The organism is Marinomonas profundimaris (assembly GCF_000508165.1).
GTDB classification, from domain to species: Bacteria; Pseudomonadota; Gammaproteobacteria; order Pseudomonadales; family Marinomonadaceae; genus Marinomonas; species Marinomonas profundimaris.
In genome coordinates this window covers 239,937-259,156 of record NZ_AYOZ01000023.1, presented here as the reverse complement: position 1 = coordinate 259,156, position 19,220 = coordinate 239,937, and the positions used below count along the sequence as shown (strand labels likewise).

Here is a 19,220-nt window from a genome sequence, read left to right as displayed (position 1 = left end):
TTAGGCAATAAGCGAGACGATTACCAAGAGGAAATACTCTGTTTCTAAAGAGACAAAAACCTGACCATTTATCCAGTATTAATATACACTCACAAGCCTTACTAAACACACCCATTGAATAGGATCACTTCAATGCAAACGTCTTCCAAAAGCGGAATTTTGTACGCGTTAACGGCATTCACTCTGTGGGCAATCGCGCCCATTTATTTTAAGGAAATGTCGTTTGTTCCTGCACAAGAAATTCTGGCTCACCGCGTTATTTGGTCGTGCCTTATTGTACTCGTATTGATTGTGGCGCTGCGTTATACCAAGGCATTGACCACCGTTCTACGATCGCCCAAGACGTTAATGGCCATGTTGGTGTCGACCTTGTTGATCGGTCTAAACTGGGGAACGTTTATTTGGGCGGTACAAAATAATCAAATGCTCAGTGCCAGTTTGGGTTATTACATTAATCCGCTGATTAGTATTTTGCTTGGCGTTATTTTCTTTAAAGAAAAGCTAGACCGAGTGCGAAAAGCCGCCGTGGTGTTGTGTTTTTGTGCCGTGGTGTTTGAAGTCATTCAGTTTGGTTCTTTGCCTTGGATCGCGCTTGTTCTTTCTATTACTTTTGCCTTCTATGGTTTGGTTCGTAAGAAAGTCGCCGTCGACAGTTTTACTGGTATGGCGATTGAAACTGCGATTATGTTGCCGTTTGCACTGATGTATTTAATGTGGAGCACGTCTCCCAGCGCGAACATTTTTGACAACAGCGCGAGTGTAAATTGGTTATTGTTTGCGGCTGGCCCCGTCACCATGGTGCCGTTGATGTGTTTTGCGGCGGCGGCTAACCGAGTCAGTATGGTCACGCTGGGCTTTTTCCAATACATCGGCCCAACTGGCATGTTTTTTCTTGCGGTGTTTTTATATGACGAACCGTTAAGCCCTGAGAAACTCATCACCTTTATTCTCATTTGGTCCGCACTGGCCATCTTAATTCTTGATTCTATTCGACGCTTACGCAGCACTCGTAAGATCAATAAAATGACCAAACTGAACCCCCCCCCTGAATAGCGCTCTGACTTAAAGGCATGATGAACCACATCATGCCTTTAATCAGGTATCGCATCGCGGCTCATTTTTGTATCTTTTTGCCGGGTTAAAGCACACAATCGCGGCCTGTTTGGCTACTGATTATTAAAGAATGAAGATCATCTCTTTCGACGCGTTAAGAACCCTTCACTTACCACATGTGCGCTATATCAAGCCTGAATCCATGTACGATCATTTGGATGAAATCAAACAAGCTGATTGGCTACTTTTCCCACAATACTGGCAACTTAACGCGCTGATCTATGGTCTAAAAAAACGCATTTTCCCAAGCCTTGCGTCGTATCAAATTGGTCATGACAAGGTAGAAATGACACGAACCTTTCGTACCCTTGTTCCACAGCAACATCCTCACACTGTCATTGCTGCAAACACCCCCTATGAAGCCGACAAAATTTGGGACGATATGCCGTCGCCATTCGTGGCTAAAATCCCTCGCAGCAGTATGGGAAATGGCGTGTTTTTGATCGAAACACTCGGTCAATGGCGCAACTATCTGGCCCAAACCGATGTGTTGTACGCTCAAGAATACTTACCAATCGACAGAGACATGCGCATTATTTGGGTTGGCAATAAAATCGTCAGCGGCTATTGGCGCTTGCAATCGGATAACGGTTTTCATAACAACATCAGCCAGGGCGGACAAGTGGAAGTCGCGTTGATCCCTAAAGAAGCACAAGACCTCGTCACCTACATTGCAGAATCACTGGACATCAACCACGCAGGGTTTGATATCGCCATGGTCGGATCAGTGCCGTATGTAATTGAAATAAATCGTATTTTTGGTAATCAAGGCCTCCCAACCCTTCAGCAAGATGTGAACACGGAACTGCTTAATTATTTGAATGAGCAACACTTACTCTCGACCGCTATGCTCATTGACCAACCAAGCGGCTTTTGAACGCGCATTTACAGGCACAAAAAAACGGCATGAATATTCCTTCATGCCGCTTTATTTTCGAGCTATCTATAAATACCCTTTACGAGAAACGACTCGCGATACCAGCAACCCGTTCGCCATAAGAGCGAGCGGTTTCTAAATCTCCCTCTGGAATCACATCTGCACCAGCGTCTGAAGGCGATTGAACCAAAACCCCTACCGATCCACCTAAATTGTTCATATCGTTCCGAGTGGACGCTTGTGTGTTAGCGGGCGGTATGCCTAAGCTCACCCAAATGCCACCATGTTGAGAAGCCAAGGTTTGTAAATAAATCAGCGTCACTTGTTTGTCGCCATTCAAGCTTGCACTGTTGGTAAACCCGCCGAAGACTTTGTCTTTCCACGCCATGGTGAACCAAGCTTTCGATGTCGCGTCTGCAAATTTCTTGAATTGCCAAGGCGCACCACCCATGTACGTTGGCGCGCCGAAAATAATGGCATCCGCAGCATGAAGCGTCTCCCAATCTTTTTCCGCGATATCACCCGTTTCATTTATCTCGATAAGTTGAGCGTCAGCGCCTTTTGCAACGTATTCTGCAACACGCTTTGTGTGACCGTAACCAGAAAAGAAAACCACAACTGTTTTACTCATTTCATACTCCATTACTGATTAAACCTAGAGAGAACAAACGCCCATTGGGCATCATTGCCTCAGTAAAGATAGCTCAATAACCATACGCCGCCACTTTTCTGTCCCTCAAAAAGTACGAGATAATAAAAAGCCATGACGTGTCATGGCTTTGTTGAGCAAATAGCTTTGTTCAGTAAGCAACATAAGAAAAGCTATTTTTGTCTCGCGTGGCGAATCATAAGATCAAGCGCGACATTCAGGTCTTTTGCAGTGCCAGCGCTGAGGCGCGTTTTTGCTGAGCAATCATTAATGGCAGCCGCGTATTCCGTAAAGAGTTTTTTCTTTGTATAACGTTCATTAAGGTGTTTAAAAAAGGTGGCTTTTTGTTTATCAAAAAGTCGATGCATTAATGCAGCTTGAGTCGCGTTACCGCCATACATTTGTAACACCTTAGGACTAATAACGTCCTCTTTCAGATAATCGCTGTAGCCAGATAAGCCTTTGTGTACCAACGTAATTTCATCCGCGGGATATTGGTCCGCAAACTCATCTAACTTTGTATCAACAAAATCCACCAGCGCGACACAAGAGTTCATCTCATTAATCGATGGACCCGCTGCAATGATCATAGGTGAGCAAATAAAGCCGAGAATAAAAGCCGTTTTTTTCACTATTTTCAAAGTCCTCTCCCTTTTTATTATTCTAAAATTCGGACTAATCACTGTCAGTCGACAGCCCCTTGTTATCTATAAAATCTAAATAAAGGTTAGTTTACAAGGGCAATATTGTAAACAATTCTCACTATAATCCGATGTGAATAGAGGGTTAATTCTTGTCGTTTATCGGTGGACGCGCTGATAACACACGCTTATAGGAGGGAGGGTTTCTTATCAATTTATTGGCTGGCCGAATCGGGCGAGCAGCAAAATTACCACCACAATTTGGGCACACCCCTTTTAACACGATATCCACGCAGGAACGGCAAAATGTGCATTCAAACGTGCAAATCATCGCATCTTCTGCAGACGGAGGCAGATCTTTGTCGCAGCATTCGCAATTGGGTCTAAGTTCTAGCATGACTCATCTCGACATTATCAGAATAAACAGATTGCAATTTAGCAAAGATACGCGAGGAAAACACCACGAAAGAACAGCCTGATGCGTCTCTTTCATGGTCATAACGTCGGTTGTTTAGGTAATGGTTGGCGCGGTTTTATTCAGTCGCTTTGGGCGTTTTTCCCAGCGTACTTTGACTTCAAACTGTTGGCTGTCTTCGTCATCGGAAGCGGTGACTTTAAGGCGTAACAACCCTTTTGGATCGAGCTGAAGTTCGCCCTCTTTGTCATCGCTAAATTCCAACTTCCCTTTGCCTAGTCCCTTGGAAATGGCTTTCAATACGTTTTGAATGTCATCGGCATCCAATAATGCTTCGTATTTAAATTCGGTTTTTGATTTCATAATAATTAAGAATAGATTCCTTGTAATTCTTTCGCCGTCATCACTTTGGCCATTGGGTAATCGCAACTCAGACCAATAATACCGGTTTCCTTGTCGATCAAGGTCGCGCCAATGCCATAATCGTATAAACCTTCCATCTTGCGCGAATGGGAATCCAGCGTGATGTCAGCTTCCACATGCACCAAGCCTTTTTTGATCGCGATACGTTGGCCTTTTTGACGATTCACGTGCCCTTGAACCACCACGTGAATGCCGGCTTTGTGAATCGCATCGACGCCCCGCTGTGTGAGAGGCAAATCGGCGTCCCGATATTTGGTTCGAAATGTATTCGCGATGGAACTGTAATAAAAGCTGAATAGGTCGCGGCGCTTTAAATTGCTATGAAAGGCTTTGTTTGCGTATTTCGTGCCATTTTTTAGCAGCATTTGGCTCATGCTATCGTCTAAACCCGCGTGCAAAAATAAAAAGGAGCCTCGCTTCGCGACCAATTCCATTTTGCGAAAGAACCAATTAAATTCGCCTTTTTTATGCAGAAACAACTGCTGGCACTTTATCGAGGTTGCGTACACCTGACGCAAGCTCAAACCCGCTGACAAGCAATGTTTTTCAAAACTGTGATTTTTCGATTCCATTTTTCGCACTTCGCGATCAATGCCTTCGGCGGTCAGAAAACCCGCCGCATGGAAGGGAAATTCTTTAAACCAATCGTCACCAGGGAAAAGCAACTTACGGCACGCATCTTCATCGGGTATTTTTTTCTCCCAATGCGTGTCTGCCAAATATTCGTCAAACACTTCACGAAACAAAGGCACGACTTTTTTGCCCATACGAACGAAAAAGTGCTGATTACCCACGTCTTTTTTTCGCGCCAAGGCCAGTAAGCCCATTAACAAACGCAAATCGTGATTGCCCGCCAGCAAGGTAACACGGGCTTTAAGCTTATAAAGTTGCTCCACGCTGCGCAGCAATTTAAGGTTGCTCGGGCCTTTGTCTAAACAATCACCGCCGACAATAATTTCGGACTTCCGACCTTTTTTCGTCAATGAAAGATGGCCTAGTTCCGCTTTATCTTTGCGCTCCGCCACACCGGCTGCAATCAAAGACGCTTCGAAAGCGACCGCGTCGGCATGGGGGTCGGAAATAAACACCACAGAACGTTTTGGCCAACGTAGCTTGTTCTTCTTATAACGGCTTGGCGTGTCATTTGACGCCAAAACATGACTGTTCACCGAGCTGTCATCGCGTGGCCAAGGCATCCATTCACTCGGAGAACGAGCGATGATGTCCGCATGATGAGGATGCTCTTCAATAACAGGAATCGGAGTCTGCATAACGGCGTTACCTTTCGAATGATCTTTCAATGTGGCGCGTATTCAATCGGGCACATCATGGATTTGTCGCTGTTTCCATTCTCCATAAGGTTGTTTGATCTGCTGATTGTCCGCAAATTCCAACACGATAGGGTGCCCGTAAAACATACTCAGCCTTTTAATATCGCAAAACTTTATGACACTTAAATGAAACACGGCATGACGAATCGATGCGCCATGACCCACTAGCAACTTCACTAGGCCTTCATGCGTTGGCGCGCTGGCTACTTGTTCTTGCAGGTGTTGCCATGTCTGAATATGATCCGCGACCCTTTGACCAGCTTGTAACAGGGATTCCGCGCCATCGAACGGTAGGCAATAATGGCTGTCCGATTTCCAGTTTTCTGGTGGGGTTTCGAACCTCGGGTCGAGCGTTAAAATGCGTTCAATTTCAGCCACTGGCAAATTGGCGACTGCACCAACGCTGCGTTCACACAAATCGGAAAACGACACAACATGTGGTTCACCATCAAAGTGTGCACGCAATTCCTCTGCGTAAATCGTCGCCGTTTGCCACGCTCGCAACAAAGTCGATGAATCAACCTGAGGATCCAAACGTAAGCCTTGGCTGGTCAGCCATTCCCCGAACGAACGCGCTTGTCGTCGCACTTCTTGTTCGCCTTCTTTGGTGAGAGGAAAAGGCTGCAAGGCGCTTGGCACATTACTTAATTGCTCGTAAGCACCGTGACGAATAAGCGCGAGGCGGTTTGTCATAGTTCACCCAACGCAGCGATCAATTCATAAGCGCGATCAAAGTCGACTTTGCCCGTTAAACGATACACGTGCACATTGGCCAGTTCGCTGGTGTAATGTTCCACAGAATCGATCACATTAAGGTCCGCGAAATCGCCATTATTGTCCTGATAAAATGGCCCAGGTCGTTTGCGAAGCCCTTCAATTGCATCCGGTTGCTCTGACAAATCCACCCGCGCTAAGGTGGTGGGTTCTGCACTGTCTAGCGACCAATCCAGCATAATGAGTCGAGCCATGTTTCCCGCCAGCTGAACGCGGTTTGAGCCGTAATCGTCTTCGATCTGAACATCGTACTTCTCCTCTAATGACCATAGTTCACTTTGAGGAATTTGGCGTAACGTTTCTTGTCGAGATTCTGGCAAAATGTGACGTAAACGATCCGAATGCAACAAGGTGCCTGGGTTCACTCGTGGCAGTTTTGCCAAGCCAATTGTCGCGGTGCCTTGCTCTGTTTTTTTCAACAAAATACGGTCATTGGTTAAAAAGGCGCGCTCTGCATTTTCAAGGCAACGCAGCATGAGCGTCGACTTACCACCACCAGAACCCGCGGCAAACGCCGTTACTTCGCCGTTAACACTAAAACCAGACGCATGACCTAAAGTGTAGCCTTGGCGTAAATAGTGGTTAAGAAACTGGTTGTTAATAAAGTTAACAATTTGCGCGAGATTCGCCGTACACGGCCCCACTGCCACGGTTTTTTCTGGTCGCTGTAAGAACGCCATGCCGGTTTTGAACTTCTTAATCCAACGGCCGCCTTCAATATCAAGATAGCCTTCTTTTCGACCTTGCTTACCGCCTTCACGAGGCACTTCTAACCACTTCAATTCCTCGCCAACGGCGCTTTCTTCTAACACGTACACGTCCAGTGACGTCGACGGGGTTGAGCCTATTTTCAAATAACTGCGGTAATAATCTGCCAAACTCGCCAGCAACATGGCTTCATTCGAATGCACGGTCACGGACACGTCCGCAAAATTTAACCTAATGTTTTCGGTGCACAGACTTAACCCTTCATCCACATGAGACAGGTTCAATAATGTTTTAATCATGCTTTGTTGATCTCCTGCGAAACGCATTTCTGTAAAATATAGTCGGCATATACACTGGCTGCATCGATGTCACACCCTTCTAAGGCGCCTTTGAATCCACCAAACGCCGACACTTCAAACACGACCGGACCTTGATCGGTCAGGGCGATATCGACCGTGGTGAAGCTTAGGTCGTAGCAAGATTGCGCTCGACGTCCTAACTCAATCAGCTCTGCATCGGGCTCAAAGCGTTCGTATTTTCCGCCGCTGTTAATCGTGGTGTTCCAAGAATCTTTGTTGCCAACACGCGCATACGTACAAAGGTATTCGCCACCTACAAACACCATGCCTAAGTCTCGGCCATCCAGTTTCACGGTTTGCTGAATGTAATAAATCGTCTGAGTTTCGCGGTATTTTTCTAACGCGTTGCGGACAAACTCATCGCTGTCGTCTTTCGTCAACATGATCATGCCGCGCGCTTTGGTGGAATACAGTGGTTTCAGAATCGCCGAGCCAAATTCGCGTACCGTCGTAAACGCTTGCTCTGCGCTTTCCGTGACGCGTGTTTTTGGCATCGGGATATGGCTCTGCTGCAACGCCAAGGTGCCGCTCAACCGATTCACCAAGTTACCCACGCCTTGCGTTGGGCTGAACAGTTTCACCCCCGCACGTTCTGCGAAAGACAACATGTGAATGCGGTCTTCCGTCGCAGGAGAATAGACTTCGCTGATTTTTTTGATGATCAAGCCATCCAGCGTTAGCAGATCTAATCCTTGGTACATCAGCTGCTGAGTGTCTAAACGCAATTCTACTTGATTCATGTCGATCACCGCGCGAAAGCCAGTGCGCTCTTCAAGGCGATCCGCCAGTACTTCTGTGGACCATTTTCCCGGGATGCCAATGACCCCAATTTTTGGCTTATTCAACATAAAGATCCTTCAATGGTAAGGTAAATGTCTGCGCTTGTTCTGGCGTTAGCTTTGCTAAGCGTTCCAGCAAATAGCGAGCACGTAAATGCATGCGAGACGCCAATTTTTTATCAAAAATAAACCGCGTCGACGTCGCAAAAGAACGCGCTAATCCTGCGGCGAGTCGCACTTCAAACGTCGCGTCTTGTTGGCGACTGGCAAAGCGTCGACCAAAGCGATACACAGCCTTAGCGCTTTCCATCATCTGTTTTCGCGTCACACCGTTAAGCACTTGCAAACGATAAATCGACACCATAAGAACCGATAAATCCTGCACATAATCAAAGTAACAAGCACGATGTAAGTCGATGAAATAAATGCGTTTTTCCACATCGTCGTAGATCAAGTTATCGACATTGAAATCCCCGTGGGTCAGCACCGAAAATGGCGCGCGCCACTGGACTTCTTGTGCCGCGACTTTCTCAACCAAATCGTCGAAGCTGGCGCTCACATAGCCACAAATTCGTTCTTCGTCGGTAAAAAAATCAGGGTGTACGTTACGACTGTCTCCAATGCGTTTTTGCAGCTGCTGCATAAACTTCGCCGCGCAAGGTTCGCGCGTTAAGGTGGCTTTCCACGTGCGGTTCAGCGTCTTGAACAGAATAGTCAGTGCGGCTTGAACACCGTTTTTATCGCCATCAAACAGCAGCTTTTCTAAGGTTTTTCCAGAAATGTGTTCAATCAACAACGACGACTGTTCGCCAAAACCGTCATGAGAAGAAGAGCCCGTAAGAGACGCGCCGGTTTGCGACAGAACGCTCGGAGCTAATCTTGGGTCAATGTTTCGCCAGTGATTCACGCCCGCGACTTCTTCTTCGATCTTAGTGCGATCGCCTTCTTTGTAGACCGCCAGCACCTCTTTGCCCGATTCACTCTTCAGAGAAATCGCCGCAATCGCACTGCCAGAACGGGTTAAGGCCAAACGCCTGACTTTGAGGTCTCTCAAGTCATGATTAAGATTCGACGCGCTGTCCAATAAATGTGAGTAATTTTGCAGCGTCGCGACTTGACCAAGATCCGCCTTAATCAAGGCTTCCGCCACTGCGTTCAATTGTTCGATCAGACGCTTCAAGGCCACGTTACTAAGAATCGACGCTTGTAGTTGTTCGTCGCTTAATGTGAGTTTGGCGTGCAGCGTTTGCGTTTGAATGTCGTTGTAACTGGTGAACAGTTTATGCGCACGTCGACCTAATTTGATGCCGGTGCGACGACGATTATCGGCCACGCCAACCTTCACCAGACGCAAAGCGCGTCGGATTTGCTTCACCAGTTTACGGCAATCCTCGCCAGCAGGATGAGTATACGGCGTGCTTAATGTGCCTTCTCGTACGCAGTCAAAGCAGTGTTTGGTTAGCATTTCAAGTGCGATGACCAACGAATGCATACCGCTCACTTGCGCATGAAAGGTGGTTTTGGCTTTGCGGCGCTCTAACAAGCGTGCCGTTTCGATGTCTGCTTTTTCACGAAGTGCTTGCACGTATCCACGGCGACCTCGAATCTTGGGCAACAACAAGGTGGAACTTGATGTGAAAAACAGTTCAACCATTTGGCAGTGTGTTTCAACTTCATTCAAGAGAAAATACACGTGTTCTTGAAGCGTCGATAAAACAGGGGGTGAAGGCATATACGTTTTGACCTTAATTCATCACTTCTGACTGTATAGATACTAGAAAGCATCAAGATGACGGTTATGTTACAGACTAGTGTAAAAGCGCCGATACCACACAAAACAGATCAAAATTCCGTCAACTCTGGTTAACTTTTACCGTAAAAAACCGTTACTATCAAAAGCAATTAAACGACATCAAGGTCAAGGATGCGCACCATGGCGATCAACTTTAAACAGAAAATTCGCTCCAACCGACAACACAACAGCCGAGACTCCGACGACACCCAAACCGCAAAACAAAGCGAATTTGAAAGCGATCGCGGCCGCATTATCAATTCCGCCGCCATTCGTCGTTTACAACAAAAAACGCAAGTCTTTCCATTAGAACGCAACGCCGCTGTACGCAGTCGCTTAACGCATTCCATGGAAGTCCAGCAAGTCGGGCGCTATATCTGTCAACTGGTTTTCAAAAACCTGTCGCCACAAAAGCAAGAAGAATACGGCCTAACAAACTTGGATCGCCAATTTGAATCCATCGTCGAAATGTCCTGCCTAATGCACGACGTCGGCAATCCGCCATTTGGTCATTTCGGTGAAAGCACCATGATCCACTGGTTCGACAATCACATAGACCGTTATTTAGAACGATTCATCGCTGACAAAACCACATCAGCCGAGTCCGTCACCTTCAGCGACGAACTCATCGCACTGAAACGCGACATTTGCCATTTTGAAGGCAACGCGCAGGCGATTCGTTTGGTCTACAGCTTGCTTGCGCTGAATCTCACTTACAGCCAAGTGTCTGGCATTATGAAATACACACGACGTGGCGATGTGCCAAAACCGGACAACGATTACCTGCAAAAAAAGGTCGGTTTTTACTTAAGCGAAGCGCCTTACATCACAAAATTAAGAGAGAACTTATCCATCCAAGAAGGCAGACGATCGCCTTTTGCCTATATTATGGAAGCCGCCGATGACATTTCTTACGGCATTGCCGACATTGAAGACGCAGAAGAAAAAGGCATTCTGACCATTGCGGAATTACCCGCCATTTTGCAAGAAGAATACGCCAACACCTGTCAATCCAAAGACTTTAACTTGCCAATCAACGACATGATGGAAAAAATCATCGCCTCGGCAAACAGCATGTACAAGCAAGACAACATCGACAGCATGTTCTTTGTTGGTCTGCGCGTTGGCATCAATAAAAATCTACCAAATTACGCCTGTACTCAATTCATCAACAACATCGACGCGATCTTTCATGGCACTTTCAACAACGCGCTAATTGAAGACAACAGCTACTGTCACGCCATTGTCGACACTCTGAAAAACATTGCCAAAAAATACGCATTCGGCACGCCAGAAGTGGAAGGACAAGAACTGCAAGGCTATCGAATCATCAACGGCTTGCTGGATATTTACGCGCCGCTTTTAACGCTCGACAGAGCCACCTTCAACAAGGTGTTAAGCAATGACCATAAAGCCCCCGCCTACGAACGTCGCGTCTTTAGAAAGCTCTCTCAGAAGCACGTTCGTGCCTACCGCGCCGCGTTGGAGGAGAACACACTCGCCCACTTTAAACAGCACTTCGCTGGCTCCACATTGGAAAACCTCAGCGACGACGCATGGGAATTCTACTTTCGTTGTCGTTTAATCCAAGACTACATCAGCGGCATGACAGATCAATTCGCCTACGACGAATACCGCGCACTGCATGTGATTGAAAGCTAAAAGGACATTAGGGTTTTACCGTCTCTGACTTAAAAACAAAACCCCAGTATTAGACTGGGGTTTTGTTGAATTTTTCACTCACATTTTTCTAAGTAGCCGCATTACCAGCCACGTCGATCAGCGAAGTCGTGCCATTTCATAATCGCGGGCAGGAACCACGGTTTTCCGGTGTAGAACGGACGCGTATTAAAGGGAAAGGCATCAAATGACGTTTTTCCTTCCGCGAGGTTCAATACTTGCTGAGCAACTTTACGGCCAAAGTAATTAGCTCGCCCCACGCCCGATCCGCAATACCCCATGGCGTAATGCATGTTGTCCATTTTGCCAATGTGCGGAACATGGTCGAACGTGTACGCAACGTAACCTGACCAAGCGTAATCGATCTTCGTTTCTTCTAACTGAGGAAACACGCGAATCATAAAGTCTTGTAGGTATTTCGAATACAGCTGTGGCTGATCACCACGACCAAAGGCTCGACCACCAAACAAGATACGTTTGCCGTCTGGCGAAGGTCGATAATACGCCACCAAACGCTCGGTACCGCCGTGAGCACGCAATTTTGGACTCACCGAACGAATGACCGATTCTGGCAAAGCTTCAGTCGCTATCATCGCGGAACGAATCGGAATGATACGACGGTGAAACTTGCCGAACTCGTCGCCTGTGTAGCCATTGGTCGCGATAATCACTTGATCTGCATTGATCTCGCCGCCATCGTATTGAACGTGATGATGATTGCCTTGCTTAGTAACACCGCGAACCATGGTGTGCTCCAACATCAGGACGCCCGCTTGTTTGGCTATTTGGCAAAGTCCTCGATGTAATTTAGCGGGTTGCAATGTGCCATCGGTCGGGTAAACCACGCCGCCATGGTAGGCGTTAGAACCCACTTCTTCGAATTGATTCTGACGACTCACCTCAATCGCGGGAAAGTCGACGATTTTCGCCAGTGCTTCGGCTTGTTCAATTAACCCTGCGTAATGACTCGGATGACTGGCGCCACGAAATCGGCCACACAAAGACAAATCACAATCGATCTGCTCTTCTTTGATAAAACCCACCAGCCAATTAAACGCCGTCAAACTCTCTTTGATGGAGGAATGAACACTGTCGCGACCGTATTGGCGCTCCAGTCCATCAACACCTAATTTGCTGAAACTTGGCCCGAGTAAGCCGCCATTTCGGCAACTCGCACCTTCCCCTAATCGACCGCCTTCCAACAAAACAACTTGCAGACCAGCTCGCGCGAGCGTGATGGCCGCAGAAACGCCTGTAAAGCCACCACCGACAATCACTACGTCGGCTTTTGTTGGGATTTCAAAACGTGCATTTGTATGAATTTTGCTCGCCAATGACGTATCTGCTAGCCAATAAGGCATGTTGGTATACGTCGATGTGTTTTTTGCCAACATATCGATTTCATTCCATAAAATAAGGGTAAATTCGCGCTTATAAACGTGCTTTACGAGGCAGTGAGTTTCTAGAGCACATGTCGTAAAAACTCGCTCGTCCTATCCCATTCGGGATTCACCAATACTTGCTCCGGTGGCCCGACTTCAACAATTTCGCCGTCGGCCATGAACACCACTCGATCCGCCACTTGTCGTGCAAACTCCATTTCATGCGTCACACACACCATGGTCATACCGGTTTTGGACAGATCAACCATGACGTCCAAGACCTCTTTGACCATTTCTGGGTCAAGCGCGGACGTCGGTTCGTCGAACAACATGATTTTGGGCTCCATGGCGAGAGACCGAGAAATTGCCACGCGCTGTTGCTGTCCGCCAGACAATTGACCCGGATAGCGCGATGCCAAGGCCGCGATACCGACTCGATCCAATAACTGCATGGCCATTTTATCCGCGTCTCGTTCCGACATTTTTCGTAGCCAGGTCAAACCTAAGGTACAGTTTTGCAACACAGTAAGATGAGGAAACAGATTAAAGTTTTGGAACACCATGCCCATGGCGTTATGAATCACATCATGACTTTTTCGATCTCGTGAAAGCGGTTGTCCAAACACGGACACCACGCCGTCTTGATAGTCTTCCAGATGATTCAACGATCGGATCAGCGTGGATTTACCCGAACCAGATGGCCCACATACCACCATAATTTCACCTTCTAGAATATCGAGTGAAATGTCTTTTAGAACATGGTGTGTTCCGTACCATTTATTCACTTTGTCGATTTTGATCGCCACACTGGTGGTGCGATTCAGCGGATTTTTTTCGGATAACATAGTCATTAGTGATCCACCTTTAAGCGTTTCTCAAGGTTCAGACTGTACTGAGACATGCTGTAGCAAAGGATGAAGAAGAGCACCGAAATCATGACCAAAGGCTCGGTGTGTAACCCGACCCAATCTTTGTCATTGGCGATATTTCGGGCCATCAGCATAATGTCGAACAGGCCAATAATAGACACCAAAGTCGTGTCTTTTAGCAGACTGATAAACGACGTCATAATGTTGGGAATCATCATTTTTAACGCCTGAGGCAAAACCACCAACACCATGGTATGCAAATAGCCTAACCCTAATGTGGTGGCCGCTTCGTACTGGCCTTTTGGAATCGCTTGTAAGCCGCCACGAATGTTTTCGGCCATATACGCGCCAGCAAACAAACACACCGCCACCAGCACTTGTGTCAGCTTATTAAACTCCATGTCCGCCGGTAAAAAGATCGGCAACAGGGTTACCGCCATAAATAACACGGTGATTAAAGGCACGGACCGAACCAGCTCGATAACAATCATCGAGATCCAATGGATCACCGGCAGTTTAGAACGACGACCCAACGCCAATACCACGCCAACCGGAATCGCCATAGTGATGGCAAATCCTGCAATAATGAAGGTTAGAAACAAGCCACCCCAGCGCTCGATAGCGACTGGTTCCAGCGAGACGTGACTCAATCCAAGCGAGACCCCAAACGTAATAAGCACCCACACAACAATAAAGCTCATTAGATGAATACGACGTTCGGCCCAGCGCGACACCAGCGGTAAAAACCACTCATTCACGCCTTTGTAACCCAGCGCAGATAAAACCCAGTTCATATAAAGCATCACCAAAAACGCCAAGGCAAAACACGTCATCGTGCCATGCACTAGCCCTAATTCGACGCCAAAACGCCCACCCAAAAACAGATATCCGCCCACAAAGGGATATAAGCCAATCCAAGACAACAAGATGAAGTTTCTTAGTGGAATGCGCTTTGACATGAGCGGCAATAACCACATCAGTCCGAGTAAAACACCGACGTTGACGCGCCATTGTTCATCCATGGGAAAACGGCCATAAATCAATCCGTTAAACCAACTAATCACGCCCGCCCAACATGCTCCATCTGCGCTTAATGCCATACACTGACGACGACTTTCCGCGACAAAAACCGCATTAAACACCGCCCAATCTAAAATGTGCTTCACCAAATAAAACAACACAACCGCCACACACAACGTCAGCACACTGTTGCCAATGCTGTTAAAACAACGGTGGAGAATGGTGCCAATTACGCCTCTTTCATTTTTCGGCGGAAGACGCGGTGGCGTTGCTATAAATTGTTTTAAAGCGGGTTCATTTTTCACGTTAAAATCGTCCATTTATCGCACCTTATACTGAACACTGTCGTTGTACTTGTTGAGCAAGTAAGAGATCAGCAAACTGATAAAGATATAAAAACCCATCACCATGAAAATAATCTCGATCGCCCGTCCGGTTTGATTCATCGAGGTTTGCATAAACACAGAGACCAATTCAGGAAAGCCAATGGCGACCGCCAACGACGAATCCTTTGTGGCGGCTAACCAAGAATTGGTCATCGGAGGAATAATCGAACGGATTGCCTGGGGAATCAGAATCAAACGCAATGACTGAACACGAGAAAAACCAATGGTAAACGCGGCTTCGTACTGACCTCGATCGATGGATTGCATGCCCGCGCGAACGGTTTCCGCAATGGCCGCAGACCGATACACCGTCATGGCAACAAACGCGGCACCGAAAGACGCCGGAAGAAACGCACCACCGCTGTAATTAAAACCTTGTAGTGTCGGAACGGACAACGTCATCGATTGAGAAAGAAACCAAACCGACCAAACGGCCGCCACGCCCCATAACACCAAGCCAATATAAAAGCCGGAAGATCGGGTGCCAGACAAGGTGTAATAGGGTTTTGACCAGCGAAAAAGACCATAAAGCGCGAAGGCCAAAGCGCCAACCAACAAGAAAAACCATCCCCATGACAAGGTGCTTTCCATTGACGTCACGTACAAACCCCGGTTATTCAAAAAGAGCCATTCACCTAAGTGGTAACTTTGACGAGGCGCTGGCAAAGTGGAAAACACCACGGTGAACCAAAAAATAATTTGGATTAACAAGGGCACATTGCGCACAATTTCCACGTACCAACGCGCCATCTGAGACACCAACGGGTTGTCAGACAACCTTAAAATACCCACCACAGTGCCAATCAGAGTGCCAACCACAATCACACAAGCAGAAAGGACGAGCGTATTCACAATGCCGACAAAAAATACGCGCCAGTAGCTCATACTGGAATCGTAAGGAATGAGACTCCAGCTGATGTCGAAGCCCGCTGTCACAGGTAAAAAATCAAAACCAAATGTCATGCCTAATCGATCTAGGTTGTCACTGGCATTGGCAAACAAGAACCACAAGCCAAACAGCACCGCCGCTAGCACGATCGCCTGTAGAACCACCGCGCGACTCTCGTCATTATTCATCAATGCCGAGCACCGCTGGAACATCGACAAAGAAGGGTCGACCGATTTACGCCCCTTTTTTGGCGGTTTGGATACAGAGGACTGAATCATATCTATACACCGAACGAAGAAAACAAAAACGACACTAGATAGGCCAACATACCTACCTAATGTCTTGTCAGATTAACGGAAGGATTTGGCGTACATCATGCCACCATCTTTCCATAACGCATTCAGTGTGCCTTCTCGATCAATGCCCAACACGCTGTCTGGGCCGACGTTACGTTCATAAACTTCGCCATAGTTACCAACGTTTTTAATCACTTGATATGCCCAATCTTGCGGAAGACCTAAGCCTTTGTTCAAATCCCCTTCGGTGCCCAATAAACGTCTGATGACAGGACTTTGGCTTTCGGTGCGCATTTTTTCGACGTTGTTAGAATTCACGCCAAACTCTTCTGCCGCGACCATGGCCGCAAAAGTCCATTTAACAACGTTCGCCCATTCGCTGTCGTTCTGCTTAACAGCAAACGACAAAGCTTCTTTGGAAATCGTCTCTGGCAAAATAACGTAGTCTGTCGGGTTCGGCGCCGCTGAACGCTGAGCGGCCAAACCGGATTTGTCGTTGGTTAGTGCATCACAGTTGTTATTAAAAAAAGCGGTGTTACGCACAGAGGAATCGTCGAAAACCACGGTTTTGATGTCTAGGTTGTGCGCGCGACTGTAATCCGCAATATTCAGCTCGCTGGATGTGCCGGTTAAAACACACACCGTCGCGCCTTTTAATTCATTGACGGATTTCACACCCAGATCTTTACGCACCATAAAACCTTGGCCGTCGTAAAAATATGTATCAAGGAAATCCAATCCTTGTGCTGCATCACGAGACAGAGTCCACGTCATACCTTTTGATAGAATGTCACCTTTACCACTCTTAATTGACGTAAAGCTTTGCGCCCATTGAACGGGCAAGAATTTCACTTTAGTGGCATCACCAAAGACAGCAGACGCCACGCCACGACATATATCAATGTCCATGCCTTGCCAATCACCGGCTTTGTTTAAACTATAAAAACCAGGAAAAGAGTTACCAATGACGCAATTTACATAACCTCGGTCTTTCACCGCGTCCAATGTTGATACTGCATAACTGTTTGCCGCTAAAAGCGTGGTGGTTGCTGCTAGCGCCATGGTCAATTTATTCATTGTCTGTTCCTTTTATATGCTGTTGAATTTTATAATTTCATTTTTATTCAGTACGCGTTTTTTATTATGAGTCGCACTGTAACCGCATCGCTTCGACTATTTTTTTTCATTTTTCTGATGCAGGTCAAACAACTAACAGTTAGGATCTTATGGGAAGATTTTTTATAATCATACTGAATAATTTTAATGGTCTGATAACTTTAGGTTATGCCGATGAACATCAATAAACTGCGTATATTTCACGAAGTCTTTGTTACAGGCAGCATTACCAGAGCCGCGGAAAGGAGCTACGTCAGCCAACCTGCCGCCAGTAAAATGCTCGCCAATTTTGAAGATGAAATTGGCTACAAACTGTTTGTTCGTAATAACGGAAAGTTGATTCCAACAGACGAAGCGCTGTATTTGCACGAAGAAGTGTATGGTTTACTGCAAGGCGTTAACCACCTACAAGACAGTATAAAATCTGCCACCAATAGCAAAACGGGCAGGCTGCGAATTTGCACCATTTTTGGCCCTTCTTACCAGTTTCTTCCTGAACTGATTGCCGAATACATGAGCGCAAACCCAGGGGTTAATGTCAGTTTACACTTGTCGGGCTGTTCAGCGATTCGCCAAGGCATTGCATCGGGACAGTATCAGATTGGTTTAGTCGATAAAGCGCAAAGCTCTTCAAAACACGATGCCGTCGCCTTTGATTTGCCTTGTTATTGCGCGGTGCCAAAAGACCATCCCGCCGCGCAGCTCGACATCATTCATCCCCATGATTTACGAGATTTGAACTGGATCACCCTCGATTCAGAAAACGCTACGACGAAAACGCTCAAACGTCTTTACTCCGAACTCGGTCTTCCTTTTAATCGCACACTCGAAGTCCATACCACGATACATGGCCTTTCCTTTGTAAACCTAGGAATGGGCGCGACACTGGTCGACATTTTGAACTTCCGCTATTTTGACAAAGTCTTTCAATTGCCCAATGTGGTCTTAAAACCTTTTTCGCCTAACATTGTGGAACCACTCGAAGTGCTCACGTCAAACTTGAGCCCGCTTTCTGGTATTGCCAAAGACTTTTATGATGCACTGATCGATAAATTAGAAACTCAAACGCAATTAGACTCAGGTTCAGACCATGAAGATCGACAATAAACCACGCTGCGCATGGGCTGATTCCGCACCGGACTTTCCTCATTATCACGATACGGAATGGGGTTTTCCTGTGGCCAATGATCAGCGTTTGTTCGAGAAACTCTGCCTCGAAACGTTTCAGTCAGGTCTAAGTTGGCGGACCATCTTGAGCAAGCGTGAAAACTTCCGCCAAGCGTTTGAGAATTTTGATGTAAAAAAAGTGGCATTATTTGACGACGATAACGTCAAACAGCTTTTAGAAAACAAAGGAATTGTGCGGAACAAGCGCAAGGTTCTCGCGGTCATAAACAACGCCAAACGCGCGTTAGAAATGATCGAAACAGAAGGCTCTTTGGCTGCGTTTTTATGGCGTTACGAACCCGACGAAAACACACTTCCGCCGCCTGAAACACAAACCACCAGCCCAGAATCCATTGCGCTGTCTAAAGCGCTCAAAAAGCGCGGTTGGCAATTTGTCGGCCCAACGACCTTATACGCGTTTATGCAATCCATGGGGCTGATCAACGACCACTCTGAAGCGTGTTTTATGCGTAAAGACATTGCCGAAGCAAGAAAAGGGTTTAAGCGACCACGTTAAAATGGACAGCCAAGAACCCCTTTGGGTTAAACTATTG

General features: G+C 46.8%; 19 protein-coding genes. 5 read left to right on the top strand and 14 right to left on the bottom strand.

The features are described from left to right. Positions 1 to 132: 132 nt before the first annotated feature. Together rarD and D104_RS30345 are read left to right on the top strand one after the other, a co-directional pair. Positions 133 to 1,053: an EamA family transporter RarD gene (rarD, locus tag D104_RS30350; RefSeq protein ID WP_024024419.1), complete on the top strand. Its 921-nt coding sequence runs from the start codon at positions 133 to 135 to the stop codon at positions 1,051 to 1,053. Between the two features lie 130 nt (positions 1,054 to 1,183). Continuing rightward, the gene (locus D104_RS30345) at positions 1,184 to 1,990 is read left to right on the top strand and encodes an ATP-grasp domain-containing protein (RefSeq protein ID WP_024024418.1); all 807 of its coding nucleotides are present in this window, start codon (positions 1,184 to 1,186) and stop codon (positions 1,988 to 1,990) included. A gap of 79 nt (positions 1,991 to 2,069) precedes the next feature. On the opposite strand, the gene D104_RS30340 is transcribed toward D104_RS30345, so the two are convergent. The 9 genes from D104_RS30340 to D104_RS30305 all read right to left on the bottom strand — a co-directional run bounded on the left by D104_RS30340 (position 2,070) and on the right by D104_RS30305 (position 9,801). Further along, positions 2,070 to 2,621, bottom strand: a complete 552-nt coding sequence (locus D104_RS30340) for a flavodoxin family protein (RefSeq protein ID WP_024024417.1) — start codon at positions 2,619 to 2,621, stop codon at positions 2,070 to 2,072. Between the two features lie 191 nt (positions 2,622 to 2,812). Beyond that, positions 2,813 to 3,280 carry a hypothetical protein gene (locus D104_RS30335; protein ID WP_024024416.1) on the bottom strand — a complete coding sequence of 156 codons (468 nt, stop codon included), beginning with the start codon at positions 3,278 to 3,280 and terminating at the stop codon, positions 2,813 to 2,815. A 145-nt stretch (positions 3,281 to 3,425) separates the two neighbouring features. Then, positions 3,426 to 3,677, bottom strand: coding sequence for a DUF1272 domain-containing protein (locus D104_RS37210; RefSeq protein WP_084546024.1), 252 nt, complete (start codon positions 3,675 to 3,677; stop codon positions 3,426 to 3,428). A 114-nt stretch (positions 3,678 to 3,791) separates the two neighbouring features. Next, positions 3,792 to 4,058, bottom strand: a complete 267-nt coding sequence (locus D104_RS30330) for an amphi-Trp domain-containing protein (RefSeq protein WP_024024415.1) — start codon at positions 4,056 to 4,058, stop codon at positions 3,792 to 3,794. Positions 4,059 to 4,063: 5 nt separating this feature from the next. Continuing rightward, positions 4,064 to 5,389 (bottom strand): metallophosphoesterase, encoded by a 1,326-nt coding sequence (locus D104_RS30325; RefSeq protein ID WP_024024414.1) that lies wholly within the window; start codon positions 5,387 to 5,389, stop codon positions 4,064 to 4,066. Between the two features lie 42 nt (positions 5,390 to 5,431). Beyond that, positions 5,432 to 6,142, bottom strand: coding sequence for a histidine phosphatase family protein (locus tag D104_RS30320; protein WP_024024413.1), 711 nt, complete (start codon positions 6,140 to 6,142; stop codon positions 5,432 to 5,434). Continuing rightward, on the bottom strand, positions 6,139 to 7,230 hold the full coding sequence (locus D104_RS30315; RefSeq protein ID WP_024024412.1) for an HprK-related kinase B: 1,092 nt from the start codon (positions 7,228 to 7,230) through the stop codon (positions 6,139 to 6,141). The genes D104_RS30320 and D104_RS30315 overlap by 4 nt, the downstream gene beginning before the upstream one ends. Then, positions 7,227 to 8,138: a GAK system ATP-grasp enzyme gene (locus D104_RS30310; protein WP_024024411.1), complete on the bottom strand. Its 912-nt coding sequence runs from the start codon at positions 8,136 to 8,138 to the stop codon at positions 7,227 to 7,229. Before D104_RS30310 ends, D104_RS30315 begins: the two co-directional genes overlap by 4 nt. Then, positions 8,128 to 9,801, bottom strand: coding sequence for a phosphotransferase (locus D104_RS30305; RefSeq protein ID WP_024024410.1), 1,674 nt, complete (start codon positions 9,799 to 9,801; stop codon positions 8,128 to 8,130). The genes D104_RS30310 and D104_RS30305 overlap by 11 nt, the downstream gene beginning before the upstream one ends. A gap of 201 nt (positions 9,802 to 10,002) precedes the next feature. On the opposite strand from D104_RS30305, the gene dgt reads away from it, so the two are divergent. Continuing rightward, positions 10,003 to 11,523, top strand: a complete 1,521-nt coding sequence (gene dgt, locus D104_RS30300; RefSeq protein WP_024024409.1) for a dGTPase — start codon at positions 10,003 to 10,005, stop codon at positions 11,521 to 11,523. A gap of 101 nt (positions 11,524 to 11,624) precedes the next feature. Here the strand turns inward: dgt and D104_RS30295 are convergent, their stop codons facing one another. From D104_RS30295 to D104_RS30275, 5 genes are all read right to left on the bottom strand, one after another. Continuing rightward, positions 11,625 to 12,935: an NAD(P)/FAD-dependent oxidoreductase gene (locus D104_RS30295; RefSeq protein WP_024024408.1), complete on the bottom strand. Its 1,311-nt coding sequence runs from the start codon at positions 12,933 to 12,935 to the stop codon at positions 11,625 to 11,627. 68 nt (positions 12,936 to 13,003) lie between these two features. After that, on the bottom strand, positions 13,004 to 13,774 hold the full coding sequence (locus D104_RS30290) for an amino acid ABC transporter ATP-binding protein (RefSeq protein WP_024024407.1): 771 nt from the start codon (positions 13,772 to 13,774) through the stop codon (positions 13,004 to 13,006). Continuing rightward, the gene (locus D104_RS30285; protein ID WP_024024406.1) at positions 13,774 to 15,132 is read right to left on the bottom strand and encodes an amino acid ABC transporter permease; all 1,359 of its coding nucleotides are present in this window, start codon (positions 15,130 to 15,132) and stop codon (positions 13,774 to 13,776) included. The genes D104_RS30290 and D104_RS30285 overlap by 1 nt, the downstream gene beginning before the upstream one ends. Further along, on the bottom strand, positions 15,133 to 16,365 hold the full coding sequence (locus D104_RS30280) for an amino acid ABC transporter permease (RefSeq protein WP_024024405.1): 1,233 nt from the start codon (positions 16,363 to 16,365) through the stop codon (positions 15,133 to 15,135). 72 nt (positions 16,366 to 16,437) lie between these two features. Further along, the gene (locus D104_RS30275; protein WP_024024404.1) at positions 16,438 to 17,460 is read right to left on the bottom strand and encodes an amino acid ABC transporter substrate-binding protein; all 1,023 of its coding nucleotides are present in this window, start codon (positions 17,458 to 17,460) and stop codon (positions 16,438 to 16,440) included. Positions 17,461 to 17,673: 213 nt separating this feature from the next. Here D104_RS30275 and D104_RS30270 point away from each other — a divergent pair, with 213 nt between their 5' ends. Continuing rightward, positions 17,674 to 18,606: a LysR family transcriptional regulator gene (locus D104_RS30270; protein WP_024024403.1), complete on the top strand. Its 933-nt coding sequence runs from the start codon at positions 17,674 to 17,676 to the stop codon at positions 18,604 to 18,606. Then, positions 18,590 to 19,183, top strand: coding sequence for a DNA-3-methyladenine glycosylase I (locus tag D104_RS30265; protein ID WP_024024402.1), 594 nt, complete (start codon positions 18,590 to 18,592; stop codon positions 19,181 to 19,183). The genes D104_RS30270 and D104_RS30265 overlap by 17 nt, the downstream gene beginning before the upstream one ends. The last annotated feature ends 37 nt before the right edge of the window (positions 19,184 to 19,220 follow it).